Genomic DNA, 23,289 nt, shown 5'->3' on the forward strand with positions numbered 1-23,289 from the left:
ACACAGCAGGTCACCCTTCTTCCGCAATTCGCGATGCCCTGGAATGGCGGACGGCAAGCTCAGAGCGTGATCAGCGACCGTCTCATGTCGAGCCAGGAGCGGACCCGCGAAAGCTCCCTCTGAATGGCTCAAACTGGCCGCGCTCTGCCTCACAAGTTGAGTCCTCAGGCGAGCTCCCGGTGGGAGTTATACACAAGGCAGAATGCGCCCCGTTGCTGCCGGTCGAGCCGTTTGGGTTGCAAGGACGGTATCAGAGTCGAGCGGTCGCTCGGTACGTTCACTCACGGACAAGTGATCGGCCATTATAGATAGTCCGTCCTGGCCTTTTATCGATAGATACTGTCGGACTGGCAGCTCGCTGCCAGTCCGACAGTGGCGGGACATGCACCCGTAGGCTACGAATAAGTCGGCCAATCGGCGGGACGATTACCGCAATATCTTCGAGCCCACGGGTGCGCTTGCGCTCAATGACGAATTCTCAGGGTTCGCCGTGGCACCGGCTCACTATAATGACTTCGCTGAGCTCAAGCATGCATGCCCCTGCTGGCTAATCTACCACCTGGGGAGGTTCAGATGGCAACGCTAACGACTCAGTACTTCGCTGCCTTTGTCGGCATTGACTGGGGGGATACGAAACACGACTTCTGCCTGCAGGCGAGCGGCGCGGATAGGGTGGAGTCCGGCTGCATCCCTCATCGGGTGGAGTGCATCGACGAATGGGCCCGGGCGTTGCATCAGCGCTTCGGGGGGCCGATTGCCCTCGCGCTCGAACTGGCCAAAGGCCCGATCGTCTCGGCCCTGCAGAAGTATGATTTCTTCACCCTGTTTCCCATCAACCCGTCGACCCTTGCCAAATACCGCCAGGCCTTCAGGCCGGGTCGCGCCAAGGACGATCCCTCGGACGCGGAGCTGGCGCTGGACCTGCTGTTGCGTCACCCCGAGCGGTTTGCGCCGCTGAGGCCGCAGAGCGCAGCCATGCGGTCGCTGACGAGTCTGAACGAGCAGCGTCGGGAGCTGGTGGGCGACAGGATCCGCTTCACCAATCGCCTGCGCAGTGCGCTCAAACAGTATTTTCCACAGACGCTCGACTGGTTCGAGCATATCGACACGATGCTGTTCTGTGACTTCCTGACCCGGTGGCCGACGCTGCCGGCGCTCAGGCGGGCCAGCAGCAAGACGCTGGAAGCGTTCTTCCGTGCGCACCACTGCGGTCGCGCCAGGCTGATTGACCAGCGGCTGAAGTCGATTCGCAGCGCAGTGGCGCTGACTGATGATCCCGGCATCGTGATGCCCTACCGGCTGCAGGCGGTAGCGCTGGTCGCACAGTTGCGCGCGACACTCGCCGCGATCGACATGCTCGATGAAGAGATCGCCGCGCTCGCACGCACGCTACCGGACTTCGCGCTGTTTGACTCGCTGCCAGGCGCGGGCCCTCATCTGGCACCGCGCCTGCTCGCGGCTTTCGGCGAGCAACGCGAGCGCTTTCGCAGCGCGCTCGAAGTGCAGCAGTACACCGGCATCGCGCCGGTCACCGAGCGCAGCGGCAAGAAGAGCTGGGTGCACTGGCGCTGGCAATGTCCGACCTTCCTGCGCCAGACCTTTGTCGAATGGGCCGGCCAGACGATCAACAAATCGTTCTGGGCCGGCGCGTACTACCGGCAGCAGCGTGCCAAAGGCAGTTCCTACCAGGCTGCGGTGCGGGCGCTGGCATTCAAATGGATACGCATCCTTTACCGCTGCTGGCAGACTGGACAACCCTACAATGAGAGCGCCTATCTGAACGCGTTGAGGAGACGTGGCTCGCCGCTTCTCGGGAGCGCGACGCTTCCTGGAAGTGTTGCGCTTTCAGCTGAAACGACTTGACGGAGTGGCTCAGGGCATGTTGCGGTTATCCGCCACATATTGCTCACCACCTTCGACGAATGACTACTTCTGCGCGAATCATATGTCCGGGGTCAACTGCGCACTTAGCGCCTTCCTTATTTAGTGCAGTTAAAAGGTCATCGGACGAGTCGGCGCCGCAAACGAAGCGAAATGACAGCCAAGCTCGCCACTTGCAGTCTCACGAGCCTTCATGACTATGGCTTTACCCGACAGGGCAAGAAGTTCTTTGCTCGAAGGCGGCGGTGTGCGCAGCGACTTTCCGGGAAGTGGCGCCGCGAGAGCGAACTCTTTCTTTTTCGCAAACGTTTGCCACCCCGGTATCAAGTCTCAGCTTCCCAAGCCGAAAACGCGTACATCGCCACGGAACTTTGGAGATCCGACGTGACGCGCGTTGTGCTCTTACTTGCCGTAATGTTTGTGACAGGCTGCGCACAACTGCAGCAGCCCAATACGGCTCAAGCCGAGAAACCTGCGGTGTCGAACGTGATCATGAAGTTCGACATTCCCGCCGATGCACTCGGCGCGCGCGATCCGCAACTGACTGCGGTGCTCGCCAAGGCAGGCGCGCTCGCGGCCGCGCAAAAGCAGCCCACCGTGATCCGCACGACGGCGCTGGGCCAGGACTTCAAGTACATCAACCAGGCGATCTGGCGGGGCGTGCCGCAGCAGGGGCTCAAACCCACGCTCGAAAACCTTACGTCCGGCGCTAACCAGACGTACAGCGTCTCGATCGAGACGCTACATGCGGGGAGCTGACACGATGCGCCTGATTGCTTTCGCCGCGGCATCGCTATGCTTAAGTTCGGCCGCATGGGCGGGCCAGCCCGCGGCCAGCGCGCCTGCCACTGCGGCTGCTACTGCCGCCACTGCTACCGCTGCTACCACAGCCTCTGCGGACAAGGTCTACCCGCCGCTGCCCACGCTCGCCATGCTGCCGCCCTCCACCGGCGACGACGACGACCTTCCCGCGCCACGCTCGACGTCGCACAACAAGAAGAAGACGCACCAGCACGATTGCCGCTGCGCGATGCCGACGCCGCGCCTCGTCGTCTCCGATGCGTCGCGCACCTATCTCAAGGACATCGAGCGGCAGCTCGATTCCGCGCTGGCGCAGTAAAGCAGGATCTGGAGCCTCGACCCATGCACCAGCACAAGACCAACGCCTTCCGCCCTTTGCGGTCGTGGGCCATCTGCGCCCTGGCGGCGCTGCTGGCGCTCGGCAGTTCGGCCGCGCAAGCCACCCCGCCCGCCGACGACTGCTTCGACAAGGCCGGCGCTTACCAGGGCGTCAATCCGCTCGTGCTGCGCGCCGTCGCATGGCGCGAATCGAAAGGCGACGCGACCGCCATCAACCGCAACGCCAACGGTTCGATCGACGTGGGGCAATTGCAGATCAATTCGATCCACTTTCCGGAACTCAAGAGCCGGGGCATCCCGCACCGCGCGCTCACCGACCCGTGCGTGAATATCTTTGTGGCCGCTTGGCTGCTCAAGCAGAAGATGGTGCGGTTCGGCAACACATGGCGCGCAATCGGCGCGTATCACTCGGAATCGCCGCACGAGCGCGACGCCTACGCGCGCAGCATCCAGGCGATTCTCGTGAGCTGGGGGCAGTTGCAGCCGCAGCGGTGAGGTTCAAGCGCAGCCCCGGCAAGGTCGTTGCCGGCGCAACGGCCTCGCTAGCCGCGCAGCTTGACGGCGCAAGTTATGCACAGGGCATAATGCGACCTCGAGCCGTCATTCGAACCGACATTGCGCCAGTGGCCCCTTCCGAGTGCGGAGCCACCGCTCGAATAGTCACCTGACGGAGATGGCGAGCGGCGGCTAGTGGGACATGGCCGCGTCCTTTGTCTTCCTGGTACATCCGTCACAGCTTCTTGCCGATACGTTGCAGCCGGGCGCCTATCTGTCCAATATCGGCTTCCCACGTCCCATGCAACCCGCGCATCGCTTCCAGAACGCGAGCGGGCCGCTGTTCGACATCGGCGCGCAGTGCCTCGACAGCATCGTAGAAGGCCAGACCTACTGCGAGTTGTCCGCGAAACTGCGGCAGTTGCCCTTCGTCCAACATCCGGGCACTGCGCCCAATCCGCGAGAAACAGATCAGACTTGGAATGTCCGGCTGTCGCATGATGAGCAGGTATCGCCAACGGTGGCCAGGTGCATGTCCAGCCGGCACGAGCTCGACGCTTGATCTGATCGGATCTTCTCCAACCAGAAAGTCGTAGACCGTTGAAACCCGCTCCGGCGCATTGCCCGCCAGGAGGACGTAGTGCTCGACGGTCGTCACGGGGCGCTTCGCGCCGGTCAAACGCTCATGGTGTACGGACGTAAGCCCGAAGACTGCCATCAGACGCGACAATGCCGCGTCGGACAAAGTCGCCTGCCCGGCAAGGTAGGAATCGAGCTCAATTTTTGCCATGCCTACGCGTTTCGCAACTGCAAGCGACGGTTCCGGCCAGCAGCCAAGCAAGGCGGATATGATTTCGCGAGCATCATCTTCGCGGATGGTGACCACCTGGGGAAAAGCCAGTTCTTGACCCAAGATCTGCCGCCCGTCAGGATAGCCACGCTTCCCTGGAATACCCGCGACATCTGCCTCCTCGACGGGAGTAAGCGTGTCCGCGAAGGCGTCCCTGTCTGTAGCCACCCTCCGGAGCTGCAACCTCAGGCTCACGTTGCGCAGGAATCGCAGCGCACCTTGCTCCCTCGCTGTTCTTAGGTGACGATTTGAGGCGTCGATATTCATAACCGTATTTCCTCCGACAATTCGAACCGGTATCCAATCCCGACGAATGCGATCCACCGATTGGCCTTGACATACGTCCTGTTGGTCAAAACAGGCTGGCCATAGGCCGCAATGGACGAGACCGTCGTGACGGGTGAACACAGGCTCACCGTTGCGTTCGGCTGCAGTGCCGTCCCGATATGTCAATCATCGGGACAAACGCGGTCTACGACCATCCCCGAAACGGGGGATCGAGGAAACGTCGAACGATAGAGCCACGGTCGGCCCGGACAGCTATCGCAACAACAAACGGCAAGGACCCGCGAGCGTCGCAGCCTCTTCACCTTCGATACGGGTCGGTTTGGTGCGCAGCGGCGGACCGCACCAGCGGTGCTTCTTTTTTTCTGCCGATGCCATCGAGAATCAGTAAATGCGGATGCGCACAACCGATGGTGCGCTCCAAACTAATTGACGAATGACCTGGAAGCGCCCCGCCGTGACTGCCGCTTTCAAAACCGTCCAGTCAGCCTCATTCTGTTCCGCATAAGCGAGCGCGAATCGCTCGATGGCTTCGTCGAACGCACCCGACTTTCCAACCTATCCGCCAAGCAATGCGGGATCGCCCGCTTTCGCCATCGAATGGGCCAGCGCGTGGGGCACAGGAAACCGCGTATTCGCCGGGATCTTCAACGTCGAAAGTAGTGAAGTCGAATGTGCCCTACATGTCGCGCAACTGCCGAACATAGAAATCGTTGCCTGTATGGCGCATCTTGGACCAACCGATGCAGAAGCATTCGCAACTGCCGCCGTCGTATCCTCGGAGACCGCTGACCAGTCGCGTTTCGATTTACGCAAAACGCGGCGCGGCTCGCGCGTGCAAGCCGCGAAAGCATTCGTTCTGGTTGTCTGCGTGAATCGTGTTCAGTGATCGACTGCCTTCACCGACAGGATACCTGTCTGCCCATAAAACTCCTGCAGCGCAAACGCTTCCCGCTCTCGGTGCGCACGGGCACCGCGATCCAGCATCGAGAAGACCCAGATGCCTCCGAACGCGAGCGGCACTGAAACCAGCGCGGGGTTGTCGAGAGACACCAGCGCGTGCGCCCGATGCAGCACGTCGACCCATACCGATTTCGAAAACAGCGTCAGCAGCACTGAGGAAATCAGCCCGAGACTGCCGCCCATCACAGCGCCGCGGGTCGTCATCCCACGCCAGAAAATCGACGATACCAGCACCGGAAAATTCGCGCTCGCCGCGACCGCCGCGACGAGGCCGACCAGGAACGCCACGTTGACGTGTTCGAAGAGAACGCCGAGTCCGATCGCGACCATGCTCAGGATCAATGTCGCGATGCGTGATATGCGCATTTCGTGGGCTTCGTCGGCTTTGCCGTGTGCGAGCCAGCAGGCGTAGAGATCATGCGAAACCGTGGTCGCGCCGGACAGCGTGAGACCTGCCACGACGGCCAGGATCGTCGCGAAGGTCACCGCGGCGATGAAGCCATAGAAAAGGTTGCCGCCCACCGCCTGCGCCAGCTTGACGGCGACCATGTTCGAACCACCGAGCAGGTCGCGCGTGAGATTGAACTGCCCGTCGGCAGCAGTCTTGAAGAACTCAGGATGCTGGGCGAGCAGTGCGATCGCAGAAAAGCCGATGATAAAGGTCAGCAGATAGAAATAGCCAATAAATCCTGTCGCCACGAACACGGACTTGCGCGCCTCCTTCGCACTGGGCACCGTGAAGAAGCGCATCAGGATATGGGGGAACCCCGCGGTGCCGAACATTAACGCGATGCCAAGCGAAAGCGCGTTGAGAGGATCCTTCAGCAGCTTGCCGGGGCCCATGATGCTGAGTGCGCCGGGGTGAGCGTCGACCGCGCGTCGAAACATCTCCTCGGGACTGAAGCCAAATTGCGCAAGCGCGGTGACGGCCATGAACGTCGCGCCGCATAGCAGCAGCACGGCTTTAATGATCTGCACCCAGGTGGTTGCCGTCATACCCCCAAAAAAAACGTAGATCACCATCAGCGCGCCGACGATGACTTCGGCCATCCAGTACTGCAATCCGAACAGCAACTGGATCAGCTTGCCCGCGCCAACCATCTGTACGACCAGATAGAAAATCACGACAACGAGCGACGCGCTCGCAGTCAGAAGGCGAATCGGCGCCTGCTCGAAACGGTAGGCGACCACGTCGACGAAAGTAAACTTACCGAGGTTTCGCAAGGGTTCAGCGAGCAGGAACATCACAAACGGCCAGCCGACGAGAAAACCGATCGAGTAGATCAGACCATCGAACCCGAACATGAACACCATGCCGGAGAGACCCAGAAACGAGGCCGCGGACATGTAGTCTCCGGCGATGGCGAGCCCGTTCTGAAAGCCGGTAATACCGCCGCCCGCGCTGTAGAAATCCCTGGTCGTGCGGGTCCTGCGCGACGCCCAGCGCGTGATACCGAGTGTGATGAGAACGAACACCAGGAACATGCCAATCGCGACGGGATTCAGTTCGACATGATCCGGCACCGGGCCTTCGACGGAGGAGGCGTGAGCGAGCGCGGCCATCGAAATAAGGCTCGCGCAGGAGATGAAGCGAACGAGTTTCATCTTCAGTCTCCTTGCAAGGCGTTGGCGAGAAGCGCACTCATCGACCGATCAAGCGTGCGGTTCGCGTGCAGCACGTACCAGCCGGTCATCCCAATCGCGATCAGGATGATGCTGACACCTGCGACGATGCCGATGCTCGTCGTGGCCCCCGCATACAGCGGACGGGCCAACACTTGCGGTGCGAGGGCGACGAACAGGATAAAGCCGTAGTAGGTGGTGATCATCAGCGCTGTCAGCGTGAAACTGATGCGGCGGCGTGACGTGATGAGCCGCCGGAACGCGGGGCTCGCCTTGATTGAATCGATGTGGGCCTGCTGCATGGGTTTGTCTCCTGCCTGTTGTCTGCTGACGTCTTCGGTGAAGAATGAAACGAGCCTGCGGCTCGATGCAACTGCGTTGCGCGCTGCTTCAGGCCGCGCTTGTTCTGGATTGGGGCGGTGTTCGTCAGGCGCGGGAGCCTTCGCCTCACGCTGCGTGAATGAATGATCAACGCCTGCACGAGCCGTACGGCGTCAACGAGCCCCGATCAGGCGATCGCCACCCGCGCCAGCGCCCGCCGCATGTCGCTCTCGAAGCGGCTCACGATGTCGGCAAGCGGTTCGATGCGGTCGACGAACGCTAGCGACTGTCCTGCAGCGAGCAGTCCCTTCGACCAGTCGCCCGTGACGTACGCATTGCGGCCGATCTTCCCGGCGACCATAGGCATCAGATCCTGAATGGTCACCTCCGGGTTCCGTGCCTCGAACTCCTTCACGGCGGCTGTGGTCTCGTTGCGCAGCGTCCGCACGGTGTTACGCACAGACTGCATGCACAGATCCGTGTCCGTCGGGCCGGCTTCGACCAGCCGGCGCTTGTAGTCGGCGTGTGCCCAGATCTCCTCGGCCACGACGAAGCGGGTACCGACGACCACGCCCGAGGCGCCCATCGCGAGCGCCGCGGCGAGTTGCGAACCGCGACCGACGCCGCCGCCGATGAGATAAGGAATGTCCAGCTGGCTTTCGGCCCACGCGGCATTGACAAAAGATCCCACCATGTCCAGCCCCGGATGTCCTCCGCATTCGGCGCCGACCATCGCGACCGCATCGACACCGATCGAGGCCGCCTTGACAGCAAACCGTACCGACGGCACCTTGTGGAGCACCTTCACGCCGGCCTGCTTCAGCAGCGGCATGAACTCCTCGGGATTGCGCCCCGAGGTCTCGACAAACTTCACGCCTTCATCGACGACGAGCTCGAACACTTCCCGCGTCTTCTCGCCGGGGACGAGCTTTGGCAGCATCGAGACGTTGACGCCGAACGGGCCGCCTTCGCACAGGTCGCGGCAGCGCCGGATCTCGGCGCGCAGCGCGTGCGGCTCCGGAAAGCTCGCGGCCGTGATGAAGCCGATGATGCCGGCGCGCGCCGCGGCGGCGACATAGTCCGCATTGGCGAGCCACATCAGGCCGCCGGCGACAATCGGCAGACGCGTGCCGAAGAGCTCGGTGACGGCATTGGAAAAAACACTCTGGCTCATGAAACGATCCTCTAATCGTGAGGCGCTACGCCCCGTCAGACGACGCCTTCGGCCTTCAGTTGTGAAAGTCGTTCGTGGGACAACCCGAGCAGCGAGTGGAGAACCTCGTTCGTGCCTTCCCCGAGCTGCGGCGGGGCGCTTCGCACAGGCAAGCGTGCGCCGTCGAAGCGGTAAGGCGGAGCGAGCACGTGCGTGCTGCCGGCCTCGGGATGCGCGTAAGTCGTCACGAGCCCGGCCTCTGCCGCGCGCTGCGAAGTGAGCGCCTCATGAAGGCCTAGCACCTCGCCACAGGGAATGCCGGCCCGGGCCAGACGCTCCAGCAGGACCTCGCGTTTTCTTTTGGCAATCTCGCGCTTGAGTTCCGGCACGAGTACCTCGCGGTTGGCGGCCCGCACGATGTTCGTACGGAACCGGTCCTCGTCGACCAGATCGGGGCGTTCGATCACTTCGCGACAGAAGCGCTCGTACTGCCGGTTGGTGCCGACCGCGATGACGAGCGGTCCGTCCTCTGCGTCGAATACACCGTAGGGCACGATCGAAGGATGCGCATTGCCGTAGCGCGGCGGGTCCTCGCCCATGATCATCGACTCCAGCCCGTAGTACGACGTGATCATCAAGCCGCAATCGAAGAGCGCCATCTCGATGTGGCGTCCCTTGCCGGTCTTCCGACGCTCGAAGAGCGCAGCGAGCACTGCCTGCGCGGAGTACATGCCGGTGAACAGGTCGACCGCAGCCACGCCGAATTTGAGCGGCGGCTGATCGCGTTCGCCGTTGAGCGCCATCAGCCCCGCCTCGCCCTGCAGGACGACATCGTAGCCGGGACGTGCCGCTTCTGGTCCGCGGCGGTCGTAGCCGGAGATCGAACAGTAGATCAGATCCTCGCGCCCTTCCTTGAGCCGCTCATAGCCGAGGCCGAGCTTTTCCGCGCCGCCGAACTTGAAGTTCTGAATCACGACATCGCTCTGCTGCGCCAGCTCCCGTGCAATTTGCTGCCCCTCGGCGGTTTGCAGGTCGAGGCATACCGAACGCTTGTTGCGGTTCACACTGTTGAAATAGGTCGTTTCGGTGGCGCCGACGCGCAAGCCCCAATCGCGTGTGTCGTCACCGCGCTTTGGATGCTCGACCTTGATGACTTCCGCGCCGAAATCGCCGAGCACCATGCCGCACCAGGGTCCGGCAAGCACGCGGGATAGATCGAGAACACGAACGCCGGCGAGCGGCAAAGAGGAATTCAGGTTCGACATGGCAAATCCAGAATGACAAGGGTAGTGACGAGCGCGGCACGTCTACTGCGAATGCACGGCCGGCGTGCGACGCAAGGTGGAGAAATCGGCGGGGCGTTTCTCGAAGAAGGCGCTAATGCCTTCGGCCGCCTCATCGTCACCGAGCGACTCGGTCATGTACCGGGCCTCAAGGTCCAGTTGGGCTTCGAGGGTGTTCTCACCGGCGTGACGGCATAAGGTCTTGATCCGGGCGATCGCGCGCTCCGGGCCGGTCGCGAGCGACTGTGCCATGGCGATTGCCTCCACGAGTACGTTGCCTCGCTCGACGAGGCGATTTACAACGCCGAGCGTATGCATGCGTTCGCCCGTGACCGGTCTGCCCGTCAGGCAGAATTCGGTCAACAGCTGCCGGGAGACAAACCCGGACAGAAACGCGGTGGCGCCGCCATCGGGCGAAAGGCCGACCTTGACGTACGCCACCGAGAACGACGCATTGGGAGCGGCGAACAGCATGTCGCACGCCAGTGCGATCGACAGGCCCGCGCCGGCCGCCGGTCCTTCGACTGCCGCGATCACGGGCTTGCTGCAGTCGCGGATCGCGCGAATCAAGTCATGCAGACCTTCGATGCCCGCGCGCCGCTCGGGTGGTGTCATGGCGCGCCGTTGCGCGAGCCGGTTCAGATCGCCGCCTGCGCAGAAGGCTCCGCCCACGCCCGTCAGCACGATCGCGCCTACGCCGGCATCGCGCTGCGCGTCGTCGAGCGCAGCCGGAAGAGCCTTATACACCTCGGGCGTGAGCGCATTGCGCGCGGCCGGGTTGTTGAACGACAGCACCTGCACCGCGCCGTCGCGGTGCGCAAGGATCGGTTCATTCATGACGTTGGCTCCTGCCCAGAGCGATATAGCGTTCGAGATGGTGATCTTCGTCGCCGAGTTGATGATCGATCATCACAAGGCGCTTCGCGTAGTGGGCAAGCGGCAGCTCCCACGTCATGCCGATGCCGCCGTGCATCTGAATGCATTCCTCAGCAACGCGCGCACCGATGCGCCCGATCGTGTACTTTGCCGCTGACAGTGCGCGTTCACGTGCAACGCGGCCCGCGCTCAGCGCGGCGGCGGCGTTGATCACCGCCGAGCGAGCCTGTTCGACCTCCAGCAGCAGGTCGGCCATGCGATGCTGCAGCGCCTGGAAGCTGCCAATGACGACGCCGAACTGCTTACGCGTGCGCAGATACTCGAGCGTGTGCTCCTTCGCCACCTCCATCGCGCCAAGCGCCTCCGCGCACAACGCCAGCACGCCGGCGCCGATGCTGGCTTCGAGCGTCGCGAATCCCGCATCCCGTTCGCCGAGCAAGGCGTCGTCGGCGACACACACTTCATTCAGACAGATTTCCGCGGCCCGTCCGCCGTCGATCTTCCGATAGCCGTGCACACCGAGGCCCGCTGTCTCGCGCGGAACGACAAAAAGCGAGATCCCTTCTTCAGCGTCGCACGTACCACTTGTACGCGCCGAGACGAGGAAGAAGTCGGCCTCAGCGCCCTGCTGCACGACGCTCTTGGCCCCCGTCAGCACCCAACCGTTCGAGCCGCGCACTGCGCGCGTCGACACCCTCGCCAGTTCGTAGTGAGAGCCGGGTTCGTCATGTGCGAGTGCAGTGACGGCATGACCCTCGATCAGACTCGCAATGAGGGCCTTCTGCGCGTCGCCGCCTGCATGGGCAAGCGCATGTCCGACCACCAGCGCACCCAGGAACGGCTCGATGACGAGGCCACGTCCGAGGCTCTCGAAAACGACGGCGATATCGAAGCCCGCTCCACCGAAGCCGCCATCAGCCTCCTTGAAGAGCGCGCCGACGATGCCCAGTTCCGCAAAGCGGACCCACAGTTCGCGGCTGAAACCCGAGTCGCTGCGCGCGAGCGTGTCACGCGTCGCGAAGCCATACTGCTCATGCACAAACCGGTTCAGCGTATCCGCGAGCATGCGGCGGTCTTCTGTATGCTGGAAATTCATCGCGATCCTCTTACAGTCCCAGGATCATCTTCGAGATGATGTTCTTCTGGATTTCGTTGGAGCCGCCGAAGATCGACAGCTTGCGGTTGTTGAAGTAAAGCGCGGCGGCGCTCGCGGCTTCCTCGGGGCCGACGCTCGCCTCGTCATAGCCCTCGTGCAGTGCTTCCTCGATGAACGGCTGCGCGTGCGGTCCCATCGCGCGGCGCATCAGCGACGAGAGCTCCTGGCGAATCTCAGTGCCGCGAATCTTGAGCATCGAACTTTCCGCACCCGGCACGCCACCACCCGCCACCGCGGCGATCACGCGCAAATTCGTCGTCTTCATGTTTTCCAGGTCGATTTCGACGCGGGCAAGGCGCGCCGAAAAAAGCGGATCGTCGGCAAGCGGACGGCCGTCGCGCGTGACCTTTGTCGCGGCCCGGCGCAAACGCGCCAGCGTCGCGACCGAGAACCCGACGCCCGCGATGTTCGTGCGCTCATACGTGAGCAGATATTTCGCGACCGTCCAGCCCTTGTTCTCCTCACCCACGAGATTGGCCGCCGGCACGCGGACATCGGTGAAGAACACTTCGTTGATCTCGTGCTCGCCTTCGAGCGTGATGATCGGACGCACTTCGACGCCCGGGCTGTTCATGTCCACGAGCAGGAAGCTGATGCCCTCCTGCTTGCGCACGTCGGTTGCGGTGCGCACGAGGCAGAAGATCATGTTCGCGTGCTGGCCCAGCGTGGTCCATGTCTTCTGGCCGTTGACGATGTAGTGCTCCCCTTCTCCGTCGATGCCGCGCACTGCGGTCGTCTTCACCGACGCGAGGTCGGAACCCGAACCCGGCTCCGAATAGCCCTGGCACCACCAATCGGAGCCATCGAGGATGCGCGGCAGCCAGTAGCGCCTCTGCGCTTCGCTGCCGTACTTGATGAGCACAGGCCCAAGCATGTTCACGCCGAACGGCACGATGCGCGGTGCGCCCGCAAGCGCGCATTCATTTTCGAAGATGAACTTCTGCACGGCATTCCATCCTGGACCGCCATATTGTTCGGGCCAGTGATTCGCGAGCCAGCCCTGTTCGTTCAGGATGGCGTGCCATTCGGTCATGTCGGCGCGTGTGAGGCGCAAGCCGCTGCGGACCTTGCGGGAAAGCCTCTCGGGAAGCTTCTCTTTCAGGAAGCGCACGACGCACGCGCGAAAGGCTTCTTCCTCAGAAGTGAATTTCAGATCCATGACTGCATTTCTCTCAATAGATTTCGAAGAGCCCGGCGGCGCCCATGCCGCCGGCCATGCACATCGTGACGACGGCGTACTTCACCCCTCGCCGCCGTCCTTCGATAAGGACATGTCCCGCGAGCCGTGAACCCGTCATGCCAAACGGATGCCCGATCGAGATCGCGCCGCCGTTCACGTTGAGCCGCTCGGTCGGAATCTCGAGACGCCGCTGGCAATAGACCGCCTGCGATGCGAACGCTTCGTTCAGTTCCCACAGGCCAATGTCGTCGATCGTGAGTCCATGACGCGCGAGCAGCCTCGGCACGGCGAGCACCGGACCGATGCCCATCTCATCCGGCTCGCAGCCCGCGACCGCGAGGCCGCGAAACGCACCAAGGGGAGAAACGTTGGCCCGTTCGGCGGCTCTCGCTTCCATCATCACGCAGGCGGAGGCGCCATCTGAGTTCTGCGATGAGTTGCCCGCCGTGATGAACTGGTCGGGTCCCTTCACCGGAACAAGATTCGCGAGCGCTTCGTACGTCGTGCCGGGACGATTGCAGGTGTCGGCAGAGACCGTCACCTCGCGGTATGTCGCGACGCCCGTTTCCTTGTCGGTGACGGCCATCGTCGTCGTGACCGGCACGATCTCGTCGGTGTAGCGGCCGGCGCGCTGCGCGTCCGCGGTCCGCCGCTGGCTTTCCACCGAGAAACTGTCCTGCGCCTCGCGGCTAATGCCGTAGCGCCTGGCGACGATGTCGGCGGTGTCGATCATCGTCATGTAGAGCGCCGGCTTGTGTTCGACGATCCACGGGTCGAGCCCGCTCACGCCGTCTTCACGCGTGCGGATGCCCGAGATGCTCTCGACGCCACCAGCGATCATCGCAGGCGCACCGTCGACAACGATGCGACCTGCAGCCATCGCGATGGCCTGAAGGCCCGAAGCGCAGAAGCGGTTGACGGTGGTACCCGCGATCGACAGCGGCAAGCCCGCACGGATCACAGTCTGGCGCGCGACGTTGCGCCCGGTAGTGCCTTCCGGATAGCCGCAGCCGAGGATCGCGTCCTCGATCAGTTGCGGGTCGATGCCCGAGCGTTCCACGGCGGCGCGCACGGCGAACGACGCAAGCGTGGGACCGGGTGTGATGTTGAATTCGCCGCGATGCGCTTTGGTCATCGGCGTGCGTGCGGTGGAAACGATGACGGCTTCTCGCATGATCTGGGTCCTCAAGCTGAAACGGGGGATGGAAGAGTCGAACGGTTCAGGCGGCCAGGTTGAGGCTTTGGAGTGTCACGCCCGGTTCCACGAGATCGACGATGAGCGGCGACGGACGCGAGGAGACCCGATCGTCTTGTGCGAATTGGCGGATGTCCGCGAGCATCTTCGCGACGCCGATTGTGTGGGCATACTTCATCGGTCCGCCGCGATTCACGTCGCGGGAAATTTCTGGGGTCATCGCCCTTGTCTCCATCTGTCTGGTGTAGGGCGATTGTGGAAGGCAGCGATCGCGCTGACAATCCAGGTGGCGCTTGACGACCTGTTAACTATAAGTTGACGATCAATCGGCTATGAAGCTCAGCAACGGCCTCTTCATGCCCAGGTTTGCGCGAGCGAGACAATCTCAGCGCGCAGATAGTCGATGAGTGCTTGCGTCGCCGGCGACGGATAGCGATTGGGCAGTGTCACGATATACAACACGTTCTGTGGTCCCGCGACACGATATTGCGGCAGGACACGCAGCAGTCGAGGGCTCGTGGGCGCATACGCCACATAAGCAGGGAGAAGCCCAATTCCTATGCCGTCACATACCGCCTCGGTGAGAAACGGATAGTCCGAAGACTGCAGCGCGGGTCGTAACGTGATGGCGTGGACCTCGGCCTCGTCGTGTCGATGCGTGAGCGTCATCGTGATGCGCCGGTCAGGATGCGGCGATGCCACCAGCGTCTGTCTTTCGAGGTCCGCCGGGCAATCGATCGGGCCGTGTTTTTCCACGTAGTCGGCGGACGCATACAGTTGCCAGTCGATTGCGCAGATATTGCGTGCCACACAATCCAGCGGCGGTGTCCGAGTGATTCTCAGCGCGACGTCGACTTCCGCCTCGATCAGATCTTCGATCCGGTTATTGAACGTGACATTGAGCGTGATACCCGGATGCATGTGCGCGAATTCGAGGAGTTTCGCTCCGATGAACATCCTGCCGAAACCAGTCGGCACGCTGATGCGAACACGACCGGTCAAGGTCTGCCCGAGGCTGTCGATCGATGCCCGAGCCGTGCTCAGGTCTTCCAGCATGCGCTGGCCGCAGTCGTACAGCATGTGACCGGCTTGCGTGAGTTCGAAGCTTCGTGTCGAGCGACGCAGTAGTTGGGCGCCCGTTTCACGTTCCAGCAACTTTAGCCGCTGACTGATGTTCGCGCGCGTCATGCCCAGCTTGCGCGCTGCGGCGCTGAGGCTGCGCGATTCGACGATCTCGACGAACAGGCCGATGAGGTTAAGGTCCATGGTCCGTGTCCGGGCTGTTCAAGTTTTGCGGGCATGCGACACGTGCGTGCAGCGCTTCAATGCCGCGGCCCCTCCAGTCAGAGTTGGTGTCTGCGCGACGCAGCGAAATTGCGGGAGCCATTGATACGGATTCGCGCATTGTGTCACTGCCAACTCTAGCCGAATTGGCATTGTAGTGATGGTCAATCTGTCAACTGCTTCGGTACTCGCGTGGAGCCACGCACGATGGGATGTAGCGAAGTGCTTCAAGAACACGCGCGCACGTGAGTTGCACGGCGAGATCGACGCACGCTGCGGAGTGTCGAACGCCGATGTCCTCAACCGCCACGGATCAAACGTCCTGAAGGAACGGCGCATCGCTGTCATGTTTCGCGAGCCGGCGACTGCCGTGCGGCGCGCGAAATGGTCATCGCACGCGATGCGACCGACGCCGATCGAGTTCAGCGCAGGGACCTGAAGCTCGCGCGAAGCTCTTCCGTGAAAGCTTGCGGCTGCTCCCAGGCGGCGAAATGTCCGCCTTCCGGAAGACGGTTGTAGTGAATCAACTTCGGATACGCGCGCTCTGCCCAGCTTCGCGGCGCGGCGTACAACTCGTCAGGAAAGACGCTGACGGCGACGGGGATGGTGACGTGCTTAGGCGCGAAGAACTGCAACTTGTTCTCCCAATACAGGCGAGCCGATGAAATGCCCGTATTGGTCAGCCAATAGAGCGTGACGTTGTCGAGGACGTCGTCGCGCGAAAGGCCTTCGGACTGTCCGTCGAACACGCGTGCGATCAGCGCCTCACTGGACGCATCGTGGTCGAGCATCCATGCCGCGAGGCCGATAGGAGAATCTTCGATACCGTACAACGTCTGCGGCCGGTTCGCCATTTCCTGCGCATAGCCGAGGCCGTGCTTGTAGAAGAAGTCGAGTTGATCGAACGCGTGCTTCTCATCAGGCGAAAGGCCGGCTGGAGCGGGATCGCCGAACTTCAGTGCCTTCGCGACGTTATCCGGCACGGTTGCCGGCATGTTGGTGTGGATGCCGAGCATTCCCGGTGGCGTGAGGAGCGCCATCTGCTCCGTGACAGCGTTCCCCCAATCGCCACCTTGCGCTACATACCGCGTGTATCCAAGGCGTTCCATCAGTAAGACCCAGGCGCGTGCGATGCGCGCGGGATCCCAGCCGGTCGTGCTCGGCTTGCCTGAAAACCCGTAGCCGGGCAGCGACGGAATCACGACATCGAAAGCGTCCGATGCACTTCCGCCATGAGCCGTCGGATTGGTCAGCGGATCGATGATCTTCAACTGCTCGATGATCGAGCCGGGCCATCCATGCGTGACAATGATCGGCAACGCATTCGGATGCTTCGAACGAACGTGAATGAAATGGATGTCGAGTCCATCAATCTCAGTGACGAATTGTGGCAATGCGTTCAGCCTCGCTTCCACCTTGCGCCAGTCGTAGTCCGTCGCCCAATAACGCGCGAGCTTCTGCATCGTCGCTAGTTGAACACCTTGCGATGCATCCGTTACCGTTTCGCGTTCAGGCCACCTTGTCGCGTTGATGCGCCTTCGTAGATCGACGAGTTGGGACTCCGGCACGCGCACATGAAGTTCACGAATAGCATTCTTGTCACCGCCCTTGGGGTGTGAAACTTCAGTGATCGTTTGACTCGCTTCCGCAAAAACGAGCTGACTTAGTGAGGCCACCGCTATGGTCGCCGCCGCCACACCTACGAAACGGCGGCGCGACGGAATCTGGGGAGGATTGAGGTCTGGCATACGAGCTCCTGCTGAAGTTACACGTGGGCACCCTTGATATACGGGTGCGATTGCTCGTTCACCAACCAACCTCGAATGACCTTGGTGGTACTAATCTTTGCTGATTGCTTTGCGATAGACGACGTGTGGCACGAGCAGCGGCACGCGTCTTTCCGCAGCCAGTTGTCCAGCGCAAGCGTGGTCGCTCGGTGCGGTGATTATCAGATTGTTCAAAAAGCTTGCAGGAACCCCAACTCACCGGTTCCACTACGAGGCTACGGCCAAGATCACGTCGACGGACGAATGCGTCTTTGCGCCTTCGATGCCGGCGCGAGCCGCGCGCCGCAAGTTGAGGCTAGTTTTCCAAACCGGTGCCGTCGACGACTACAGTAAGGACATGACTGAACATTCCCGCCTGACGACTCATGAGCAATCTAGCCAGCTGCAAGCCGCTTTGATGTAACGCGTGACGATCGATTGTTAGTCACAGCGACGATATTGACAATCTCATCAGTAGTTGACGGACGGTTAACTGGAACTTGACAATCTATCGTCCTCGGTACGTCCGATGTGGTCACGCGCCCCTTTGGTTGAATCACGTCTGCGCCCTATCTCATCGCGTGCTCCATCACCATCGTATCGGCAGGTCCATCATCGACGGTCCCGGCTTTCGCGCAAGCTTCGCGATGATCGTGAACCAGGCCGCCGTGAGGTGCTACTTGACGAGACGGCGCTCGCGGATCTGCGTGACGTACCGGACGGCGTCACGCAACGCGACCCAGTTGCAATCGTCGTGAGATATCGGCTTCTCCATGTGGCACAGTCTACATGTGCATATGCACGTGGTCAAACCAGTTCGCGGTCAACTTTTTGAAATTCAGTTGCGCAGCATGCGTCAACAATCCAATAGCAACAAACGCTGTCGGGTGCTAAATAAGGACAATAAGGAGCACGAGACGTGTGCTTCGCTAAGTCACTCGTCTTCCCCGACGTCGTGAGTGCGCCAACAGGCGCAACCTGCCCGCGACGCCGCCCAAGCCTGCGAACACTGCGTCGCCGGCCAGCGTGACGGTCGGGCCGTGCCGGCAGGCTGAAGCTCGACGCGACAAGCGGTGCGCCCGTGGCCTTCTCTCATGACGGGCGCAGAGTCGGGACGACACCGGTGGCGCTGCCGCTGCGCGCTTGCCATCGGCGCGTTGATGACGTCCCGATAAAACTGTGACCGGTTGTTGGCAACCTGCGCCTGAAACCCGCCAAAAACGTCCTTGGGCAGGCCTTCCGGGTTGCCGGCTGTCTGCACCGTGAGCGGCGGCACAGCGCTGATCAGCACCGCCTTGGTTATGCGGCTCTCGCCATGACGCGCGAGTGCGCGAAATACCATCGCTCGTGCAACCTGGCAAGGTGTCGCAGCCGCGTTGATGTCAAGTTTCAGTTGACAGCTCGTCAACTCTTCACGGATGCGTCTCGCACGCGAATGGATTTATACTTCGCATGCGAACATTTCAACGCGATGGCGTTCCAGAGGAGGTACCTCTCGACGCCGCCAATTTTAGGAGACAAGCTAATGACCCCGGAAATCAAAGTTGAACTATCAGTTAGTGGTGTACTGGCCGTCACGATTGCGCGACCAGATAAGAAAAACGCGCTCACTAACGATATGTATGGCGCACTTGCAGATGCCATCACGAGAGCTAGTGACGACGACGAGATCCGTGTGTTGTTGATTCAGGCCGATGGAGACACATTCACGGCCGGCAACGACGTCTCGGAATTCGCAGCGCAGGCGACAGGCAACGGCCCGAAAGAACGCAACGTCACCCGCTTTCTGCGAAGCCTGGCGAATGCCACGAAACCGATCATTGCCGCAGTCCAGGGCAAGGCCGTCGGAGTTGGAACGACCATGTTGCTCCATTGTGACTATGTGCTTCTCTCCGAAGAGGCGCAATTGATCACCCCCTTCGTGAATCTGGCACTCGTTCCCGAAGCTGCCTCAAGCTGCCTGCTTCCCTTGCGAATTGGGCATGTCAAGGCATTCGAAATGTTCGCCCTCGGGGACGCCGTTCCTGCAAACGCTGCCGTTGCATGGGGTATTGCAAATAAGGCTGTCTCCAACGCGGAACTCCGTGCAGAGGCACGCCGTGTTGCCGAGAAAATTGCTGCCAAGCCCATTGGATCGCTGACCGCGATGAAGCGACTAATGCGAGACGCTGAGAAGCTGGTCGCTCAGATGGATTGCGAAAGCGCCATCTTCGTGGAACGACTAGCCAGCGCTGAAGCGAAAGAAGCCTTCGCGGCGTTTGCCCAAAAGCGCCAGCCGGATTTCACCAAAATCGTTCGACAATAGGAACGGTACGCACCAGGGGGCACCGTCGGTGTCCCCTAGTGCGGGTCCTCGTCAATGGCCGGGAACTTCTCCTGCAAACTTGTCAGCCATCGCACTACGATGTCGATCTCGGACGCTGTAAACCCTTCGGTCAGCCGGGCATTCAAGCGAGCGAGAACTGCCTTCGAACGCTTGAGTGCAGCGCGCCCGTCTTCCGTCAGCCACAGCCGCGACGCGCGTCGATCGAACTCATCCGCATGGCGCTCGATGAGACCAGCCCGTTCGGCTCGATCAACCAACCCACTCATGCCCGGCGCCTTGAGGTCAAGGGCTGCCGCCGCTTCATTCATGAGGGCACCGTCGTTCTTTGCCAGAAAAAAGAGCAGACCAGCCTGCGCTGCTGTCACTCCACCGGCGGCTGTCCTCGCCTGCGACCACCGATGTAGGCGCCGCTGCCCCACATTCAGTAGATAGACAAGCCGATGATCCATTTCCGAAACCTCGTTCTTCGTTCCCGTCGCAGGAGCGTCAATAAATTAATAATTCGCGTGCGAAATATAACATGGGCCGTACCCCCGGATTCCCGTGCGCGAAGCGACGGCGGCAATGCCCGAACCGGACGAACCTGGCATTGATCTGGGGGACTACGAGGTGCCCTTCTCCGGCATCTACATCCCGCAGGATGTTCGTTCCATCCATCAACAAGGAAACTGCAATGACTGCTGTGGCGGATCTTTTCAACCTGAAGGGCCGAACGGCCCTCGTCACCGGCGGGTCCAGCGGCCTGGGCCTGCAGATTGCCGAGGCGCTTGGCACGCAAGGTGCCCGCGTGGTGATCTCGGCGCGCAAGGCGGACGCGCTTCAGTCCGCACAGGCGCATCTGGCCGGCCTGGGTGTGGACGCAAGCTGGATCGCGGCAGACAACGCCAGCGAGGATAAAGTCGAGCGCCTTGCCAACGAAGCGATGGAACGACTGGGCAAGGTCGACATCCTCGTCAACAATGCCGGCGCCACGTGGGGCGCAACCACGGCTAACCATCCGCTTTCCGCCTGGGACAAGGTCATGAACTTGAACGTACGGGCGATCTTCCTGCTCACGCAGCAGATCGGGAAGCTGTCGATGATCCCCAATCGCTATGGCCGCGTCATCAACCTCGCCTCAATTGCCGGCCTCAAGGGCAACGGTCCCTGGGGCCAGCCGACCATCGCTTACAACACGAGCAAGGGTGCGGTCGTCAATTTCACCCGTGCGCTCGCCGGCGAGTGGGGGCCGTACGGTATCACCGTCAATGCGCTCGCGCCGGGCATGTTCCCGTCGAAGATGACCAGGGCAACGATCGAGAAGGTCGGCATCGAGAAACTGTCGGAGCGCGCGCCCCTGCAACGCATCGGTGATGACGACGATCTCAAGGGCGCAGCCCTGCTATTCGCCAGTGACGCAGGCAAGCACATTACCGGCCAGATTCTTGCCGTGGACGGCGGCGTGACTGCCGTCTGATTTCATCCGGCTATATCCAATCCATCCGAAGTGCCAATCCACCTAAGCGAAGGAGACGATCATGAGCAACGCAGCAACGACGCCCGAAGTCCGCATGTCGATCGAGGATCATATCGCGATCATCTCGGTCGATAACACGGCCAGGAAGAACGCCTTCACCCCGGAGATGATGCAGCAGCTCTCGCAGCGGCTGACCGAGTTCGACGACGACGACAACCTGTGGGTGGCAGTTCTCGACCCCGCCGGCGAACACACCACTGCCGGCCTCGACATGCCTAAGTTCTTCGGCCCGACCGCCACGGCAAAGCCGATCCCCGACGACCAGGTCGATCCGTTCGGTCTGGGCAAACGCTGCCGCAAGCCGGTGATCTCGGTCGTCCATGGCATTACCTACACGATCGGCCTCGAGCAGATGCTGGCCTCGGACATCGTGATTGCAGCCGACACCGCTCGCTTCTGCCAGATGGAATCGAAACGCGGCATCGCGCCGCTGGGTGGCGCGCACTACCGTTACCTTACCCGCACGGGCTGGGGCAATGCGATGTACCACCTGTTCCTGTGTGACGAATTCTCCGCCGAGGAGGCATACCGCTGCGGCTTCGTCCAGGAAGTGCATCCCTACGGGCGGCACCGCGAGCGTGCGATGGAGATCGCCCGGGCGATCAGCAAGGTCGCGCCGATCGGCCTGCGTGCGACCAAGGCCGCGGCTCTGACCTATATCGAGCACGGCGAGCAGGCAGCGATTGCCGTCATCCCGCAGATTCGAGAGGAGGTCTTCGCGTCGGAGGACTTCAGGGAAGGGATCCAGTCCTTTGTCGAGCGTCGCGAGGCGAGCTTCACGGGGCGGTGATCCTAATGGTTCATACGTGAATTGCCACTGGTTCCGGTCCTGCTGCAGCGCGTGGCAACGGGCGCGGCTTAATGGCATTGCCGGCCCGGTTCGGACGGGTATCCCACCGTACCACTATCCATCCATTCAAGAGAGATTCGCAATGAAGACGCAGATCACGGAATTGTTCGGCATCGAGCATCCCATCATCCAAGGCGGCATGCACTACGTAGGATTCGCGGAACTGGCGGCTGCGGTGTCCAATGCGGGCGGCCTGGGCGTCATTACGGCGCTGACACAGCCCACCCCGGAGGCGCTGGCGGGCGAGATCCGGCGCTGCCGGGACATGACCGACAAGCCATTCGGCGTCAACCTGACTTTCCTTCCGGCACGCAATCCGCCGGACTACCCCGGCTATGTGCGCGCGATCATCGATGGCGGCGTGAAAATCGTCGAGACCGCTGGGAACAATCCGCAGAAGTGGCTGCCCATGCTGCAGGAAGCCGGCATCAAGGTGATTCACAAATGCACATCGGTGCGGCATGCACTGAAGGCCGAGAGCATCGGCTGCGATGCGGTCAGCGTGGACGGCTTTGAATGCGGGGGCCATCCCGGCGAGGATGATGTCCCCAACTTCATCCTGCTGCCCCGTGCCGCGGACGAGCTCAAGGTACCTTTCGTCGCCTCGGGCGGCATGGCCGATGGTCGCTCGCTTGTGGCGGCACTTGCCATGGGCGCGGGCGGCATCAACATGGGCACGCGCTTCGTGGCGACCCACGAAGCGCCGGTCCACCAGAAGGTCAAGCAGGCCATCGTCGCGGCAACGGAACTGGATACGCGGCTCGTCATGCGCCCGCTGCGCAATACCGAACGCGTGCTGAACAACGCTGGGGTCGAGCGCCTGCTGGAAAAGGAAAGGCGGCTCGGCGCCGACATCGCCTTCCCGGACATCGCGGACGAGGTAGGTGGCGTCTATCCGCGTGTCATGAAGGACGGCGACCTGGACGCCGGCGCCTGGTCGTGCGGCATGGTTGCCGGACTCATTCATGACATCCCCAAGGTCGGCGAGCTGGTCGAACGAATCATGCACCAGGCCGAAGAGATTGTCGCGAAACGGCTTCACGGGATGCTGTCGCAGGCATGAACATGGGTGATACCGACAAGGAAGGCTTACGGTGCGGGAGACTGAACGCGGACAACCGGCCATGAACGGCCCCTCATGATGTC

The 23,289-nt window shown here is 61.8% G+C and carries 22 protein-coding genes; 9 read left to right on the forward strand and 13 right to left on the reverse strand.

Annotated features, from left to right (window positions below; genetic code table 11):
* Nucleotides 1–573: 573 nt before the first annotated feature.
* From FVF58_RS38960 to FVF58_RS38975, 4 genes are all read left to right on the forward strand, one after another.
* Nucleotides 574–1,863, forward strand: coding sequence for an IS110 family RNA-guided transposase (locus FVF58_RS38960; RefSeq protein ID WP_149675040.1), 1,290 nt, complete (start codon nucleotides 574–576; stop codon nucleotides 1,861–1,863).
* A 402-nt stretch (nucleotides 1,864–2,265) separates the two neighbouring features.
* Nucleotides 2,266–2,640, forward strand: a complete 375-nt coding sequence (locus FVF58_RS38965) for a hypothetical protein (protein ID WP_149674997.1) — start codon at nucleotides 2,266–2,268, stop codon at nucleotides 2,638–2,640.
* 4 nt (nucleotides 2,641–2,644) lie between these two features.
* Nucleotides 2,645–3,001: a hypothetical protein gene (locus tag FVF58_RS38970; protein ID WP_149675041.1), complete on the forward strand. Its 357-nt coding sequence runs from the start codon at nucleotides 2,645–2,647 to the stop codon at nucleotides 2,999–3,001.
* Between the two features lie 23 nt (nucleotides 3,002–3,024).
* On the forward strand, nucleotides 3,025–3,516 hold the full coding sequence (locus FVF58_RS38975) for a lytic transglycosylase domain-containing protein (RefSeq protein ID WP_149674998.1): 492 nt from the start codon (nucleotides 3,025–3,027) through the stop codon (nucleotides 3,514–3,516).
* A gap of 235 nt (nucleotides 3,517–3,751) precedes the next feature.
* Here FVF58_RS38975 and FVF58_RS38980 read toward each other — a convergent pair whose 3' ends face one another.
* The gene (locus tag FVF58_RS38980) at nucleotides 3,752–4,633 is read right to left on the reverse strand and encodes a hypothetical protein (protein ID WP_149674999.1); all 882 of its coding nucleotides are present in this window, start codon (nucleotides 4,631–4,633) and stop codon (nucleotides 3,752–3,754) included.
* Between the two features lie 544 nt (nucleotides 4,634–5,177).
* Here FVF58_RS38980 and FVF58_RS51850 point away from each other — a divergent pair.
* The gene (locus FVF58_RS51850) at nucleotides 5,178–5,540 is read left to right on the forward strand and encodes a hypothetical protein (RefSeq protein ID WP_188131072.1); all 363 of its coding nucleotides are present in this window, start codon (nucleotides 5,178–5,180) and stop codon (nucleotides 5,538–5,540) included.
* Here FVF58_RS51850 and FVF58_RS38990 read toward each other — a convergent pair.
* From FVF58_RS38990 to FVF58_RS39040, 11 genes are all read right to left on the reverse strand, one after another.
* Nucleotides 5,534–7,219: a cation acetate symporter gene (locus tag FVF58_RS38990; RefSeq protein WP_149675000.1), complete on the reverse strand. Its 1,686-nt coding sequence runs from the start codon at nucleotides 7,217–7,219 to the stop codon at nucleotides 5,534–5,536. The two genes, FVF58_RS51850 and FVF58_RS38990, sit on opposite strands and share 7 nt — an antisense overlap.
* A 2-nt stretch (nucleotides 7,220–7,221) precedes the next feature.
* Nucleotides 7,222–7,539, reverse strand: coding sequence for a DUF485 domain-containing protein (locus tag FVF58_RS38995; RefSeq protein WP_149675001.1), 318 nt, complete (start codon nucleotides 7,537–7,539; stop codon nucleotides 7,222–7,224).
* Between the two features lie 206 nt (nucleotides 7,540–7,745).
* A complete protein-coding gene (locus tag FVF58_RS39000; RefSeq protein ID WP_149675002.1) occupies nucleotides 7,746–8,732 on the reverse strand; it encodes an NAD(P)H-dependent flavin oxidoreductase in 987 nt (328 codons plus the stop codon).
* Nucleotides 8,733–8,767: 35 nt separating this feature from the next.
* Nucleotides 8,768–9,976: a CaiB/BaiF CoA transferase family protein gene (locus FVF58_RS39005; RefSeq protein WP_149675003.1), complete on the reverse strand. Its 1,209-nt coding sequence runs from the start codon at nucleotides 9,974–9,976 to the stop codon at nucleotides 8,768–8,770.
* 42 nt (nucleotides 9,977–10,018) lie between these two features.
* The gene (locus tag FVF58_RS39010) at nucleotides 10,019–10,831 is read right to left on the reverse strand and encodes an oxepin-CoA hydrolase, alternative type (RefSeq protein ID WP_149675004.1); all 813 of its coding nucleotides are present in this window, start codon (nucleotides 10,829–10,831) and stop codon (nucleotides 10,019–10,021) included.
* On the reverse strand, nucleotides 10,824–11,966 hold the full coding sequence (locus tag FVF58_RS39015) for an acyl-CoA dehydrogenase family protein (protein ID WP_149675005.1): 1,143 nt from the start codon (nucleotides 11,964–11,966) through the stop codon (nucleotides 10,824–10,826). Before FVF58_RS39015 ends, FVF58_RS39010 begins: the two co-directional genes overlap by 8 nt.
* Before the next feature lie 10 nt (nucleotides 11,967–11,976).
* The gene (locus tag FVF58_RS39020) at nucleotides 11,977–13,185 is read right to left on the reverse strand and encodes an acyl-CoA dehydrogenase family protein (protein WP_149675006.1); all 1,209 of its coding nucleotides are present in this window, start codon (nucleotides 13,183–13,185) and stop codon (nucleotides 11,977–11,979) included.
* A 13-nt stretch (nucleotides 13,186–13,198) separates the two neighbouring features.
* Nucleotides 13,199–14,380, reverse strand: a complete 1,182-nt coding sequence (locus FVF58_RS39025) for an acetyl-CoA C-acyltransferase (protein WP_149675007.1) — start codon at nucleotides 14,378–14,380, stop codon at nucleotides 13,199–13,201.
* Between the two features lie 46 nt (nucleotides 14,381–14,426).
* Nucleotides 14,427–14,621 carry a hypothetical protein gene (locus tag FVF58_RS39030; protein WP_149675008.1) on the reverse strand — a complete coding sequence of 65 codons (195 nt, stop codon included), beginning with the start codon at nucleotides 14,619–14,621 and terminating at the stop codon, nucleotides 14,427–14,429.
* A gap of 134 nt (nucleotides 14,622–14,755) precedes the next feature.
* Nucleotides 14,756–15,667, reverse strand: coding sequence for a LysR family transcriptional regulator (locus FVF58_RS39035; protein ID WP_149675009.1), 912 nt, complete (start codon nucleotides 15,665–15,667; stop codon nucleotides 14,756–14,758).
* 440 nt (nucleotides 15,668–16,107) lie between these two features.
* Nucleotides 16,108–17,433 carry an epoxide hydrolase family protein gene (locus tag FVF58_RS39040; protein ID WP_149675010.1) on the reverse strand — a complete coding sequence of 442 codons (1,326 nt, stop codon included), beginning with the start codon at nucleotides 17,431–17,433 and terminating at the stop codon, nucleotides 16,108–16,110.
* Nucleotides 17,434–18,976: 1,543 nt separating this feature from the next.
* On the opposite strand from FVF58_RS39040, the gene FVF58_RS39055 reads away from it, so the two are divergent.
* Nucleotides 18,977–19,756, forward strand: a complete 780-nt coding sequence (locus tag FVF58_RS39055) for an enoyl-CoA hydratase-related protein (RefSeq protein ID WP_149675011.1) — start codon at nucleotides 18,977–18,979, stop codon at nucleotides 19,754–19,756.
* 35 nt (nucleotides 19,757–19,791) lie between these two features.
* Here the strand turns inward: FVF58_RS39055 and FVF58_RS39060 are convergent, their stop codons facing one another.
* Entirely contained in the window at nucleotides 19,792–20,226 is a 435-nt protein-coding gene (locus FVF58_RS39060) for a MarR family winged helix-turn-helix transcriptional regulator (RefSeq protein ID WP_149675012.1), read from the reverse strand.
* A 224-nt stretch (nucleotides 20,227–20,450) separates the two neighbouring features.
* On the opposite strand from FVF58_RS39060, the gene FVF58_RS39065 reads away from it, so the two are divergent.
* The 3 genes from FVF58_RS39065 to FVF58_RS39075 all read left to right on the forward strand — a co-directional run bounded on the left by FVF58_RS39065 (nucleotide 20,451) and on the right by FVF58_RS39075 (nucleotide 23,206).
* Nucleotides 20,451–21,233, forward strand: coding sequence for an SDR family oxidoreductase (locus tag FVF58_RS39065; RefSeq protein WP_149675013.1), 783 nt, complete (start codon nucleotides 20,451–20,453; stop codon nucleotides 21,231–21,233).
* A 61-nt stretch (nucleotides 21,234–21,294) separates the two neighbouring features.
* Nucleotides 21,295–22,083: a crotonase/enoyl-CoA hydratase family protein gene (locus tag FVF58_RS39070; RefSeq protein WP_149675014.1), complete on the forward strand. Its 789-nt coding sequence runs from the start codon at nucleotides 21,295–21,297 to the stop codon at nucleotides 22,081–22,083.
* A gap of 142 nt (nucleotides 22,084–22,225) precedes the next feature.
* Nucleotides 22,226–23,206: an NAD(P)H-dependent flavin oxidoreductase gene (locus FVF58_RS39075; RefSeq protein WP_149675015.1), complete on the forward strand. Its 981-nt coding sequence runs from the start codon at nucleotides 22,226–22,228 to the stop codon at nucleotides 23,204–23,206.
* Nucleotides 23,207–23,289: the final 83 nt, after the last annotated feature.

The sequence above is a fragment of the Paraburkholderia panacisoli genome (assembly GCF_008369935.1).
Lineage (GTDB): Bacteria > Pseudomonadota > Gammaproteobacteria > Burkholderiales > Burkholderiaceae > Paraburkholderia > Paraburkholderia panacisoli.